The organism is Limnobacter sp. UBA7229, from assembly GCF_002473065.1.
Lineage (GTDB): Bacteria > Pseudomonadota > Gammaproteobacteria > Burkholderiales > Burkholderiaceae_B > Limnobacter > Limnobacter profundi.
In genome coordinates this window covers 306,182-319,107 of record NZ_DKTN01000010.1, presented here as the reverse complement: position 1 = coordinate 319,107, position 12,926 = coordinate 306,182, and the positions used below count along the sequence as shown (strand labels likewise).

15 protein-coding genes are annotated in these 12,926 nt (G+C 53.1%); 3 read left to right on the top strand and 12 right to left on the bottom strand.

The features are described from left to right. Window positions 1-33: 33 nt before the first annotated feature. Window positions 34-984 carry a transaldolase gene (gene tal, locus B4C79_RS05980; protein WP_291739452.1) on the bottom strand — a complete coding sequence of 317 codons (951 nt, stop codon included), beginning with the start codon at window positions 982-984 and terminating at the stop codon, window positions 34-36. A gap of 128 nt (window positions 985-1,112) precedes the next feature. On the opposite strand from tal, the gene B4C79_RS05975 reads away from it, so the two are divergent. Continuing rightward, window positions 1,113-1,466 carry a hypothetical protein gene (locus B4C79_RS05975; protein WP_105028313.1) on the top strand — a complete coding sequence of 118 codons (354 nt, stop codon included), beginning with the start codon at window positions 1,113-1,115 and terminating at the stop codon, window positions 1,464-1,466. A 3-nt stretch (window positions 1,467-1,469) separates the two neighbouring features. Then, window positions 1,470-1,973: a disulfide bond formation protein B gene (locus B4C79_RS05970; RefSeq protein ID WP_105028314.1), complete on the top strand. Its 504-nt coding sequence runs from the start codon at window positions 1,470-1,472 to the stop codon at window positions 1,971-1,973. Here the strand turns inward: B4C79_RS05970 and B4C79_RS05965 are convergent. Then, window positions 1,957-2,235 (bottom strand): hypothetical protein, encoded by a 279-nt coding sequence (locus tag B4C79_RS05965; protein ID WP_171097804.1) that lies wholly within the window; start codon window positions 2,233-2,235, stop codon window positions 1,957-1,959. The genes B4C79_RS05970 and B4C79_RS05965 overlap by 17 nt on opposite strands. 178 nt (window positions 2,236-2,413) lie before the next feature. Between B4C79_RS05965 and B4C79_RS05960 the strand changes: the two genes are divergently transcribed. Beyond that, entirely contained in the window at window positions 2,414-3,499 is a 1,086-nt protein-coding gene (locus B4C79_RS05960; protein WP_291739453.1) for an HD-GYP domain-containing protein, read from the top strand. Here the strand turns inward: B4C79_RS05960 and B4C79_RS05955 are convergent. From B4C79_RS05955 to B4C79_RS05910, 10 genes are all read right to left on the bottom strand, one after another. Continuing rightward, entirely contained in the window at window positions 3,496-4,479 is a 984-nt protein-coding gene (locus B4C79_RS05955) for a sensor histidine kinase (protein WP_291739454.1), read from the bottom strand. The genes B4C79_RS05960 and B4C79_RS05955 overlap by 4 nt on opposite strands. 8 nt (window positions 4,480-4,487) lie before the next feature. Continuing rightward, window positions 4,488-4,793, bottom strand: coding sequence for a hypothetical protein (locus B4C79_RS05950; protein WP_105028318.1), 306 nt, complete (start codon window positions 4,791-4,793; stop codon window positions 4,488-4,490). Beyond that, a complete protein-coding gene (locus B4C79_RS05945) occupies window positions 4,790-5,623 on the bottom strand; it encodes a tetratricopeptide repeat protein (RefSeq protein ID WP_291739455.1) in 834 nt (277 codons plus the stop codon). Before B4C79_RS05945 ends, B4C79_RS05950 begins: the two co-directional genes overlap by 4 nt. Before the next feature lie 5 nt (window positions 5,624-5,628). Continuing rightward, window positions 5,629-6,582 carry a type II secretion system F family protein gene (locus tag B4C79_RS05940; RefSeq protein ID WP_291752235.1) on the bottom strand — a complete coding sequence of 318 codons (954 nt, stop codon included), beginning with the start codon at window positions 6,580-6,582 and terminating at the stop codon, window positions 5,629-5,631. A gap of 10 nt (window positions 6,583-6,592) precedes the next feature. After that, entirely contained in the window at window positions 6,593-7,501 is a 909-nt protein-coding gene (locus tag B4C79_RS05935) for a type II secretion system F family protein (protein WP_291739457.1), read from the bottom strand. After that, the gene (locus B4C79_RS05930) at window positions 7,498-8,739 is read right to left on the bottom strand and encodes a CpaF family protein (RefSeq protein ID WP_291739463.1); all 1,242 of its coding nucleotides are present in this window, start codon (window positions 8,737-8,739) and stop codon (window positions 7,498-7,500) included. The genes B4C79_RS05935 and B4C79_RS05930 overlap by 4 nt, the downstream gene beginning before the upstream one ends. Window positions 8,740-8,867: 128 nt before the next feature. Beyond that, window positions 8,868-10,067, bottom strand: a complete 1,200-nt coding sequence (locus tag B4C79_RS05925) for an AAA family ATPase (RefSeq protein WP_008250241.1) — start codon at window positions 10,065-10,067, stop codon at window positions 8,868-8,870. A gap of 12 nt (window positions 10,068-10,079) precedes the next feature. After that, entirely contained in the window at window positions 10,080-11,438 is a 1,359-nt protein-coding gene (locus B4C79_RS05920; protein ID WP_291739458.1) for a type II and III secretion system protein family protein, read from the bottom strand. Then, window positions 11,435-12,400: a Flp pilus assembly protein CpaB gene (gene cpaB / locus B4C79_RS05915; RefSeq protein WP_291739459.1), complete on the bottom strand. Its 966-nt coding sequence runs from the start codon at window positions 12,398-12,400 to the stop codon at window positions 11,435-11,437. Before cpaB ends, B4C79_RS05920 begins: the two co-directional genes overlap by 4 nt. Window positions 12,401-12,424: 24 nt before the next feature. Continuing rightward, window positions 12,425-12,913, bottom strand: a complete 489-nt coding sequence (locus B4C79_RS05910; protein WP_291739460.1) for a TadE/TadG family type IV pilus assembly protein — start codon at window positions 12,911-12,913, stop codon at window positions 12,425-12,427. Window positions 12,914-12,926: the final 13 nt, after the last annotated feature.

Here is a 12,926-nt window from a genome sequence, read left to right as displayed (position 1 = left end):
GATGCCGCTGCAAATCTGCTCCTCACAAACACCTTATGCCTTCAACAACCCATCCAGCGTAACCGAATCTTTCACAAATGCTCGAATGCCTTCCGCCAGTTTCTCTGTGCCCATGGCATCGGCATTCAATTCAAAGCGAAAAGCCGCTTCGCCGTCGGGGAATGTTTCATGTGGCTGCGCAAGTGCCCAATCAATGCCCAGGTCGACCTTCAGTGGTGCATCGTCCGCTCGCAGCTCAGCCAACAATTCAGGGCTGATGGTAAGCAGGTCGCAACCTGCCAGCGCCTTGATTTGACCGGCATTGCGAAAGCTGGCCCCCATTACTTCCGTGCGAATTTCATTTTGTTTGTAGTAGGCGTAAATGCGGCGCACCGATTGCACGCCAGGGTCGTTCACGCCCGCATTGGCGGCTTCATCCCAACTGCTACCAGCCGATTTTTTGTACCAGTCATAAATTCGACCTACAAAAGGTGAAATCAATTGAACACCGGCTTTGGCGCAAGCATGCGCTTGAATGGGCGAGAACAGGAGTGTGAGGTTGCAATGAATGCCCTCGGCTTCAAGAATCTTGGCTGCTTGAATGCCTTCCCAGGTGGAGGCGATTTTGATCAACAGGCGTTTTTCTGTCGCAATGCCTTCAGCCCGGTACAGGGACACAATTCGCTTTGCGCGGGCAATGGTGGCCTCTGTGTCAAAGCTAAGCCTCGCATCCACTTCGGTGGAAACACGACCAGGAATAATTTTCAGAATTTCAGTGCCAAAAGCCACCAACAGGCGATCGGTTTGCAGCTCAAGCGGCTCATGGCCATATGCAACCTTGATTTGCTCCAGCAGGGGCAAATATTGTGGTTTTTGAACTGCTTTTAAAATCAGCGATGGGTTGGTGGTGGCGTCTTGGGGAAGAAAGGCGGCAATCGCCTGAAAGTCACCCGTGTCAGCCACCACAGTGGTGGCTTGTTTCAGTTGTTCTAATGCGTTGCTCATGGCTTGATGGTGGGGAAAATTCAACGAAGTACGCTTCAGTATAGGCTTTTAAGGCATTTATTTGATGAATGAAATAGTATCCTTTGAACAGGAATTAAAAAAAACACAACAAACAATGAGTACCCGCCATGTATTCTGAACAAGAATTGGAACAACAACCCTTGATTGATGATGATCAATGGGGACGCCTCGAGAGTGAATTGGGGCTTGAAATGCTGCAGGAATTCGCACAGGAGTTTTTCGAAGAAACGCGTGAAATCTGGTTTGTGCCTGGTTTTGATCCTTTCTCCATCGAGGAAAAAGCGTTTAAATCCATGGCGCACCGAAGCGCGGGTGCAGCGGGCACCATCGGTTTCAAAAAACTCAGGTTCGCTTTTTTGTGCATGGAGCACAATCCGCTTGGGGATGAAACCCGGCATTACCTGTCGGCCATGGCCACTATTTTTCAATCGACCCAGGACTGGGTACAAAGCAAGCAATAAATCATGCAATATTCTTCAGCACGGCCCTGGGCAAGCCTGGGCCTGGCAATTAGTCTTGGTGCGTTGGGTTTGGCACTGTTCTTTCAAATCAGCAAAGAATGGTTTCCATGCCCGTTGTGCATTATTCAGCGTTATGCCTACCTTGCAACTGCCTTTGGCTTTTTGGGCATTGGTTTGACCAGTCGAAAAAGTATGTGGTCAGCGGTGTTTGTGTTGTTGGCACTGCTTGGCTTTGTGGCGGGTGCGGGCGTGGCTTTCTACCATGTGTGGGTGTTGTCGAACCCGGCTCAAACCTGCGGCGTTGACCCCCTGCAAAACACTTTGAATGCTTTACCCTGGGTTCAGTATTGGCCCGATATGTTCGTTGCCGACGGTTTGTGTACCGATGAATATCCACCTTTGTGGGGTTTGTCATTGCCCATGTGGAGCGGGCTTGGTTTTCTGGCGCAAGGCCTTGTGTTGTTGATTGCCGTTCGTACCCGGCAGTACGTCAAAGGCTCATGGTAATTGGGTTGGCCAGGGTCACCCAGTTCTGGGTGCTTTGGCTGGCCATTTGCTTTCTTTCCAGGGTTTCCATGTAGCCCAGCAAGGCGCCCAGTGCGTCCATGGCATGCGGGTTTTTGCTCTGCCTGACCGCGTGCAAAACCACGGCCAGTGCATCGTCAAGATTGGCGTCGCTGTCCTGCAAAGGAGCGGCCATTTGAAGCTCAACAGTTTCCGGGAAACGGAAGTCGTGTTTGGGTGTGGCGTGCAGTTGTATGGTTTGCATGGTGGTGAACCTGGATCTGACTTGATCCAAGAATCTCATCTTTGCCGCTGTGCCCACTTTCTGAATAAACCACTTTTTTTGATCCAGTTCAGCAGATCCCCGAAACGGACCCCACCGATCGGGCGATCATTTTTTTGGCAGTCCGCTCGTTATGTATTAGACGAATAGGAGTCTGCCCATGTTGATCAATATTTCAGATGCCCAGGTCGTGCAACCTTTGTTGCAACGCAAATCCCTGTCGCCCGAGCATTTGTATCTTTATTCCGGCAAACATTACAACCCGGGTACGCGCGTGGCCGGGGAAAGCCTGGTGGCGCTGGAAACTGAACTGACCCAGTCCACTTTGCTGTACCTTCAGGCGCAGGATCTGTTTGAAGAACTGGATTGTTGTTACAAGGTGCTGTCCAAAGCATTGGTGGATGAAGAACCAGAGACTTTTGTGCTGGTAATGGACGAGCTTGCTGGGCGGTTCAAGCACATCGCTATTCATCACTTCGACCTTGCCTACGCTTACCTGGCCTGGCACACGGCTGACGATTATCCAGTGATGCACCATATGCTGGTGGCCTTGACCCTGTTTCGAGTGGGTTTGTGCAGCAACCGGTTTTCAGAGGGCGAGTTGAGTTCGCATTTGAAAGCCGCGTTGACCATGAACATCAGCATGTTGACTTTGCAGGCGCGTTTGCGGGCTCAAACTGAACCACTGTCGCGAGACCAGCGAGAAACCATTCGCAAACATCCGGAGCAAAGCGCCAACAAACTGAAGTTGCTGGGTGTGAAGGATGAAATCTGGATTGAATCGGTGCGCATGCACCACGAGTTGCCCGATGGTTCGGGGTATCCGAACCAGATACCCAACAACAATGTGGGCTCTGTGCTGTTGAGTGTGTGCGATTCGTTCAATGCAAGAATGGCCCAGCGCGACTACCGCAGCAATTTCACGGCGGAGCAGGCTGTAAAAGACCTGTTTGCCCATGCGGACCACTTGTACAGCTGTTTCACTGCCATCATTCTTGAGGAGTTGGGAATTTACCCGGCTGGCAGCCTGGTGCAGTTAACCGGCAATCAGATTGGTTGCAGCCTGATTCGGGGTGAAACCGCAATCAGCCCGGTGGTACTGGTGTTTCGCAATTTGCCCTCTCCAGGCCCGGGCGCTGCATTGGTCGACACCTCAACCGATGGCCACAAAGTACGCAACGCCCTGCCCAGGCGAGACCTTGGCAAATTGCCAGGCTTGCTGGAGCTGCTGTCCAAGGTGGTTTAGAACGATCCGCGTTCAGGCAATTGAAGGCTGGCGACCGTTTGATTGCCCACGCGGTTTAATTTCAGGGTGATGTGATGGCGAGAGGCAATGCGCTCGGCGGTGGCCAGGCCAATGCCTTCGCCTTCAAATTCGTCGTTGCCGTGCATGCGGTGAAACAGCTGAAATTTTTGGGCATCGTGCGTTTCTGAGAAGCCCACGCCATTGTCGATGATTTCCAGGTTGCTCGGGCTGCTCTGCCGAACAATGATTTTTGGGGATTCAACCGGTTTGGAGAATTTCACGGCATTGTCGAGCAACTCTTTGAATGCTTTCATCATCATTGGCTTGTCAAAACGCCATTTGCCCTGCACCAGAATTTCAATCGGTACAGGCGAAAAGTCAAAGTGCTCGTTCACCACTTGCAGCAGTGTCTCGTTCAGGTCGTGCAGTTGAACATTCAACGGGCAAACACCCAGACGCAGGTATTCAATCAGGGCGTCCAGCAACACACCCATGCGTTTGCCGTTTCGGCGAATTTCTTCAAGTGATTTGCTGGCCTCGGGGGGCGCATTTTCGCCTAAGTCGTCGGCGAGGAAAAAGGAGTAGGCGTCAATGGCGCGAAGCGGTGCCCTGAAGTCGTGTGCAATGGTTCCGGACAACCAGTTCAACTGGCTGAGCAAATCATTGTTCTCTTTCATTTGTCGCTGGGTTTCTATGTCGACACTCAGATTGAGTTGGCCCAAGGCCTCTTTCAGGCTGTCAATTTCAGACTGCTGGGCAAGCAGCATTTGTTCATGTGACTTTTGGGTTTCTTTCAACTGCTCGCGCGCCAGGGCCTGTTGGCGTTTCATTTCGCTGCGCAGTTGGCTGGACAGCGATTCCAGCGCAGCCTGCTTGCTGCGCAGGTCGTTGAGTTCAAGTTGTTGGCTGGCGGCCTGCTCGGGTGTCAGCAGCCGTTGGCCGGTGACAAAAGACAGCAGTTTAAGCAGCAGGCGCAGCACGTGAAAATTTAGTTGGTCTTGATGGTTGAAACCTGGGACACGGGCGCTTTCTGGTCTTTGGCGCCAATGGAGTCGGTGTAAGCCCGGTAGGCTTTGCCTGCCGATTCAGCCCTGTAGGCTTCGACCTCACCCCGGTTAATGCCCTCGGCCTGCTCTTTCAGCCAGGTACGGGTGCTCAAGCCAGTTTCAGCATCGGTTGTGCCGGAAATGTGTGATGAGCCCTGATTTGTGTTGGCAGTGCTGTCTTGGGCGCTAGCCAGCAGGGGAGAGGCGCACAACAAAGCGGCCACTATCCATGGCGTGTTTGAGTTCATTGGGTATTTCCTTTGGCGTCAAAACGCCTTTTGATGGAATTGGCTTGCGACATTACCTGGTTGCGGGTGTTGTCAGACCACTGCAGGCGATCTGCGATGTCCATGGCCATGTTGAAATCATCAAAGACCAAAGCCCACAATGCGAGGTTGGCCATGATCTTCGAATCGCCACTGGCCAGTTGATTGGCTTTCATCAGTGTGTTGTAGGCGGGTTCTTTCTGACCTTCCAGTAAGTACACCAAACCCAGGTCGGAGTAGGCATTGATATTCAAGGGGTCTGCCTGAATGGATTTTTCCAGTCGGGTTGCCGCGGTTTTCAGATCACCGCGTTCGATGGCCACTTTGCCCAAACCGTACCAAACGGGTCCACTTTTTTGTTGGCCTTGCCCGCTGAGCAATGATTTGTACACAAGCTCGGCCTGGTCCAACTGGCTGGTTTTTCGCAGCGAATCGGCGCGCAGTTGCTTGCTTTGCCGGTCCGATCCCCATTTTTGGTCATACGCATCCAGGTGGGCCAGAGCGGCGTAAGCGTTGTCTTGTTCAATCATGGTTTGAACAAGTTTCAGGTGCAGGTTTTTCTCGCGTTCAGCGCGGGCTTTTCGGGTTTGTTCGTCTTCCCGGTCAAGTTCTTTGCGTTCGGCTTCGATCAGTGCGTCTTGGGTGGGGCTTGTGGCACTGATATTGGGCGCACTGGGCGTAGCAGCGGGTTCGGGGGCTGGCGCAGGTGCATTGGGTGCCCGCTGCGGTGTTGCACACGCAGCCAGAACCAAGGGCAAGGCCAACATGGCCAGTTGCCGACTGAATTGCCCTGAAATTAGACGACTGCTCAACACGCTTAACCTCCAACCCGTTCAAATGCACGAATAATGGAGATGATACCGGGGCCGCCGGTCATGATCAGCAGGGCCGGCAGCATGGTAATCACCATCACACCAGTCAGTTTAACAGTCAGTTTGCCCATTATTTCTTTGGCGTTGGCTCTTTCTTTTTCGACAAGGCGGTCCGAGAACTGCTTCAGAGGTTCCTGAACAGCACCACCGAACTTTTCAATTTGCTCCAGAACCTGCACGAATGATTTGAATTCGTCGCTCGAATACATATTGCTCATTCGTTTCAACATGACAATCCAGGGCACGCCAGACTTCACTTGAGCGCGAGACCGGCGCAACATGCGGCCCGTGATGGGTACAAGGTCGTACAGTTGCGAGGTCATGACTTCAATGGATTGATCAACGCTCAAGCCTACGCCCTGCAACAAACGCATCACGTCAACCACAGCCACCAGTTCTCGCTCGAAAGCGGCTTCACGACCCTCTCCAACTGTTTTCAGGTACCACTTGGGTGCCATGAAACCGATGCCGGTCACTGCAATGACCTGAATCATGGGAATGGCACCAAACCCTGCATCCCGGTTCAGAAAAAGCCCGATGGCCAAACCGAGAAGCCCGAGTGCAATGCGGATGAGCACAAACCGGCTCAGGTCTTCTTCGCGCCCAAAACCCGCCCGGCCCAACAGTTTTTTGTCTTCTTCTTCGACAAAATAGGTGAATGCCTTGGTTTTGCTGAATTGTTGACCCAGGCGCTCGATGCGCCCCGTGAGTGCACTGGTCGGTACCTGATTGCGAACTGCAGCCGAACTTTGAACCCGACGGCGCAATTCGGTGTACTCATCAATTCGGGCCAACGCCTTTTCTTTGCGACTGGATTGGCTCAAAAGACTCCAGGCCAAGCCAACAAAACCCAAGCCCAGCAGAAAGATGCCAATTGCCAGTAATGTGTTCATGTCCATGTGGGCGCCCTCAGATGCTCTTGACCATGCGATAGATGATCGCAGCGCCAGCGATTTGCAATATCCCGGCGACGAACAGCAGCATGCGACCTGTGTCGTCATTCCACATCGTGCCCAGGTAGGCCGGGTTCAGCGTCAGAATAATGCCGGCCAAAGCAGGCGTCAGGCAGCACATGAACACCGCAGACATTCGAGCCTCCGACGACATCGCCAGCATTTCCTGATGGTGTTGTTCGCGGTCACGCAGGTATTGCGCCAGGCGGCCCAGCAAAATATCGCTTTTGCCACCGTAGTTCAACGCCAGTGCAACAACGGAGGCAATCAGCTTGAATTCGCTCAAACCATAAACGCGCGCCAGGCGGTGCATCGCTTGGTCAAGTTCCAAGCCGGCATACTGCATTTGAACAGCAAGGCCCAGGGCTTCTTTCAGGGGTTGCTCGGCATTTTCAAGGGCGGTGTTGAATGACACGGTCAGGCTGTAACCCACTGCGCTGACCCTGACTACACCGTCCAGAAAGTTGGGCAGCTGACTCAACATTTGCAGTCTGCGTTTGCGCTGGCGATACAGCACATAGGCCGCAATGCCCAGAATGGCGAGAATAAGTGCGCCGGCAGCGCTGGCTGCACCCCGGAAAACGAAGGCAGCCAGCGCGGGTATCAGTGTAACCATCGCCACGCGAATACCCAGTGTCCGATCAATGGTGAGACCTGCAGAAATCAGGCTGTCTGTGATCCATTGCGGAATATATTTTTTGCGCAGTGGGTCTTTTTCCAGAGCCAGTGGATCGCGGGACTTGCTTAGCGCTACATCCAGTCGGCTTTCTGCCAGTTTGCGGTTTTGTTCTTCAGCACCGCGGCCCAGCAACAGCAGGGCCAGAGAGATGAATACCAAGGCAGCAGCGATCAGTCCGAATGTCATGTCAGGCGAATGTGCGAGATTTTCGGGTTTTTGGGGTAGGGCACCACGGGTACCCAGTTGTCCAGTTCCTGGCCATCGGGTCCGAGTCGGCTTTCATGGCGGTACAGGTCTTGAAGCAAAATATTGTCATCCACAATGCCAGCCACTTCCGTAATGCTGTAAATGCGGCGTTTGCCCGAGGGCAAGCGAACAATCTGAACAATCAGATCAAGTGCCGACGCAATTTGCCTGCGCAAACTCATTTCATTGCCTGTAAAGCCCGCAAAGCCGGACAACATTTCAAGCCTGTGCAAACAATCGCGAGGTGTTGAGGCGTGAATGGTGCCCATGGAGCCATCGTGACCCGTGCTCATGGCCTGCAACATGTCGAGTACTTCAGCGCCGCGCACCTCTCCCACTACCACGCGGTCAGGGCGCATACGCAAGCTGTTCTTGACCAGGTCGCGAATTGAAATCGCGCCGGCACCTTCGTGCCCACCCGGACGGCTTTCCAGGCGAACCACATGGTGGTGGTTCAACTGCAATTCAGCGGTGTCTTCAATCGTAATCAAACGCTCGCCGGGTGGAATAAATTCCGCGAGTACGTTCAGCATGGACGTCTTGCCTGTGGACGTAGCACCACTGACCACCAGGTTGCAGCGTTTGCGAACAGCTTCCTGCATCAATTCATACACGCGGGCATCAAAGGTGCCCAAACCCATCAGGTCTTCTGCGCGCAGTGGCGTGCTTCTGAATTTACGAATGGACACCACCACGCCATCGCGAGCCAGTGGGGAAATGATGACGTTGATCCGGCTTCCATCGGGCAGGCGGGCGTCTACCATGGGGCTGGATTCGTCGAGCCGGCGGCCCAGCGGTGCCAGAATGCGTCGAACAATTCTCAAAAGGTGAGCATTGTCGACAAAGCGGGCCTGCACACGTTCCATGCGACCCATTTTGGACACATACACGTCCTTGTAGCCGTTGATCATCACATCTTCAACGTTGGGGTCTGCCAGCAGGTCTTCCAATGGACCAAAGCCCGCAATTTCTTTGTACAGCGAGTCGGCGACGAAGGCCACTTCAGAATCGTTCAGCGGGATCTGCTTGCCATAAATCAGGCTTTGCACTTCACCTTGAATGAATTTTTCAAGGGCACTGTTGTCCATTTTGGCAAAGGTAGCGCCTTTCTTTTCGATGATGGCCAAAATGTGTTCATGGGCCATTTCTTTCACGTCGGCCAGCACTGCAGAGTCCATTTCGCTGACTTTCGCGGTGGCAAACTGCAAGTCTTCTACGGCATTTGCAGCATTGGACACTGAACCTTCGGCGTGCTCAGGTTCTTTGGGTTTTGGGGGCGGCGCTTCCTGGCCGAAAATGATGTCACTCATTTGTTGAACCATTTCTTGAAAGTACTGGCAAGGCCGCCTTGGCCGTCCATGTGTTTGCGGTTGGCATTCACTTTGTCGAGCAACTGGGCCACTGCTTTGGCATAGGGATCTTTTGAATCAGCTGCAGACAGCACCTGGCCGCCATTCACCGCATTGATTAGTGGTGCGCGTCGGTCGGGCAGGGTGTGTACTGTTTCAATGTTCAGTTTCTTGGCAATTGATTCTGCATCCAGCGCAACATCTTTGTGATAAGGCGTAACCACCAGGTCGAATGTCTGGGTCGCAATGCCCTTGTCGTTCAGGCTTTTGATCAATTCGGCGGCAGTCACAATGCCCGGCACCGACTGTGGTGTCAGCACCATGGTGGCGTCGGCGCTTCGCAGCAGGCTGGCCACAAATTCAATGTTCGAGAACCCGCACAAATCAATCACGATATTCTCGAAAAATGATTTGATCAGGTTCAGAAATTTCAACGCATCAGATGCGGAGATATCACGCAGGTCTGCGAGGTTTCGCGGCAGTGAAAGTATGGCCACGCCGGTAGCGTTGTTGCGGCGAAATGCCGTTTTTGCCAGGGTCGCATCAAAGCGTTTCAGGTTGCGCACGCATTCCACAAAATCCATGGCACCCTGCTTGTCTTCGGCGGGCAAGTGCACAAGGCCATCGCCCAAGGGCAAACCAAAATCCAGCAGCAACGTGCTGTCTTTGTTTTGTTTGGCCAGCTGCACTGCCAGGTTGACTGCAAGCGTTGTGGAGCCTACGCCTTGCCGTCCGCCCAACACCACCAAGGCGTAGCCCTTGCGCTCGTTGCTTTGTTTGGGCGCTTTTTCAACCACGCCTGTCAGAATTTTTGTGACTTCGCCAGCGCTGGAGTCGAGGCTCAAAAAGTCTTTCACACCCGATCTCAGCGCATTGACCACATCTTCAGTCGAGTCTTTTGAACCCATGGCCACAACAGGCAGATCGGGGGCCAGCTCGCGCAGTTCTTTCACGATCAGGCTGGCGTCCAGGCCCACTTGGGGAGAGTAATCCACCACGGCCATGCTGGGCGATACCAGGCCCACGCGTTTGGTAATTTCACTGAAGGTGCCCGATTCGCGCACCAACATGAAACGGTCGCCCACTGCGTCTGACAGCCAAAGCCAGTTGGCGTCAGACCCGCTGATGAACAATATTCGGGGCATGCTTTGTTGCATCGCGAATTCCCCTTAATTGGTGGTGAAGCCAGGAACAGGCTCTTGTGCGGAAGGCAGGAAGAGTTGGCCCCACACGCTGCGCGGGCGCATACCTACGTTTTGACCTGGAAGGGCCAAAGCGGGTGCGTCTGCTGCACGGGGTTTTACAAATCGCGGTGTCACAATAATCAGCAATTCTTTGTCTTCCCGGCTGTAGGTGTTGCCCTTGAAGAAGGCACCCAAAATCGGGATTTCAGACAACCAGGGCACCCGGTTGGCGTTTGCGATGATGTTTCGACTGATCAAACCGCCGATGACGAAGCTTTGATTTTCGCCCAGTTCAACTGTGGTGCTTGCACGGCGCGTCAGAATGGCGGGAACCAGCACACCTTGAATGGAGGTGCCGCGAGAAAAGTCGAGATCGCTGACTTCAGGCGATACTTTCAATGCGATTGTTTTGTTCGACAAAATGGTGGGTGTGAAACTCAGGCCCACACCAAACTTTTTATACTCAATGCCAATGGTGCCATTGCCAGAGGGCACTGGGATTGGAATTTCGCCACCCGCCAGAAAGGACGCATCCTGACCCGATTGGGCAATCAACGAAGGTTCGGCGAGAACTTTGGCGTAACCGTCGGCTTGAAGAATGTTCAAATTCGCGGTCAGGTCGCCAGCCAGGTTGCTTAACGTTAATCCAAATGCATTGGCAACTGAGCCGCCTGAAGCGCCGGGGTTTGCTATTTGATAGGTGAACTCTCCTCCGTTGAATTGGCCGGTCAAATTGATGCCAAGTCTCTGAAGTTCACTGCGGGTGAATTCCACCACCTTGACATCGACCTGAACGGTGCCCGATGTTTGAATGGTGGCTTGGTCAATCAGTTCTGCAGGTTTGCCGTCACTGCCCGGTTTAATCAAACTTTCTCGCGCTTGCTGATAAGTGCTTACATTGGGTGTTGACCCCGACAGTTTCAACACCTGTCCTTCTGTTTCAAGGTTCAAGTCTTTCAGGGTTGAAATGGTTTCGGCTGCCTTGCCGGTCACTGCCACGGTAATCACGCGGGCCATGCTGGCACCCCGATCCCAGATCAGCAGTGATGTTGAACCAGTTTTCAAACCAGTGACCAACACGCCCGCATTTTTACCACCACGGTCGGTGGGTTTGAGTACGGTGACTGAGGCGATGGTGGGGTCTCCAATCGACACCCGTGCAGGTATACCTGGCAAGCTGATGACTTTTTGAAAACCAGTGCTCAAGGTGAGTACGAAAGGTGCCGCGCTGCTGGGTGCCGCAGGCGTTTGCCCCACGGCCACCTGGGGGCTGATCAGCCCTGCGCAGGCCACCAATGAAATTGCTGCGACCACGCTTTTCAATGTGATGTTGTTCTTGTTCATCGCGCTGTTTCCCGGGTTGTTTCACCGCCGCGAATGACTTCAACGGTTGCCGGTTCGGCCGTGCGTTGTGTAGTTTGTGCGGGTTTTTTGTTGTCTTTTGTGTTGCCGCTGCCAGGCAATATGGCGTTGTCCAGCGAAATACCAGCGAAGGCTTTGTCGCTTGCTGTCAACTCAACTGGGGGTTGGCTTTTCAGCACTTTCCCATCGGGGCCCTTCACCAGCGCGGGTTTTAATACAGGTTCTGGCTGAGGGTATTTGCTCATGTCAGGGAGTTCTTCTTCCTCTGGGCTTCGCAGCACCACAAACAGCTCACCTTGAGTTTGTGCAATCGCCAAGGTGTTGATGTCGCCAGTGGGTACTTCAACCATCATCGCTTTCAATCGAACGGGGCGATTGTTCACATCTTTTTCATTGGCGGCATTGGTTGTTTCGGGGGCATTCACCAATTGTGAGCCCACCGAGAGAACACGCAGCCTGGGCATGATCAATCGAGAAATTGTTTCTTCAATATCCCGGCTGTTGGATTTGAAAATCGAGAACACATCGACATAATCACCGGCCTTAATCTTGGCGGTGGCCACGTTGTTTTCATCGAGGCGCAAGGCAAAGGCACGGTAGCCTTCACGCACTTCAGCAGCCACAGCGCCAGATTCAAAGTATTGGTTCGTCACTGGCAAACCTTTGCCAATATTGAACAAAGGTTTTTTGCCGATTACATCGCCAATGTCGGTGAAGGCACCACTGGGTGCAATTGCAAATTTCTCCACCTTCAGCATCTCGGGGGTAACAGGCTTGCCAAACTGAATTTCAACTGCGCTGACCACCACCGGAAAACGCTCAAGTTCGGTTTTGATGGCTTCCCCACCTTTCTTCACGTTTTGGCCCGATAAAAAAGCCATGACCATGAAAATCAATCCGATTCCCAATAGCAGCAGTGCGAGTATTTTTGTTTTTCCTGACATGTCGCGAAGGGCTCCCGGAAGAAATTACAGTGCGTCGGTGTTCTGGTACAGAACCACAGCGCTGGCGCTGAGTTGTTCTGGAAAAAAAGTGTCTGAAAAAGGAATGTTGGACAAAAAAGGATTCTCGGCGGTATTGAAAAAACCCCGAAATTCCAGACAACTCAAGGCAGGGTTGGTACCTGCACCCAAGGCGTTGCCACAATCTGCTGCACCGGCCAATTGGTCGGTTGAAAAACTAAAGCCTTCCGGGTACATCGCGCTGGGCAGGGAATTCAACAACAATTGCCTGGCAGCAGCCTCGGGGTCGGCGGTACTTCCTGCAACAGCCACGCTTCGCGCAGCCTGAGATACAGCTGAGCTAAGCGTGTGTTGCACCATGAACAAGAGGCTGTAACCCACAATCGCAAAAATGACGGTGAGCACAACCGGCAACATCAAAGCCAGCTCCACGAGCTGCGCACCGCGCTGTTTAGCGCGATGCTGGATTGCCCTTGAAGCTGTTTGAGTGTCCATTTTCTAATTGCGC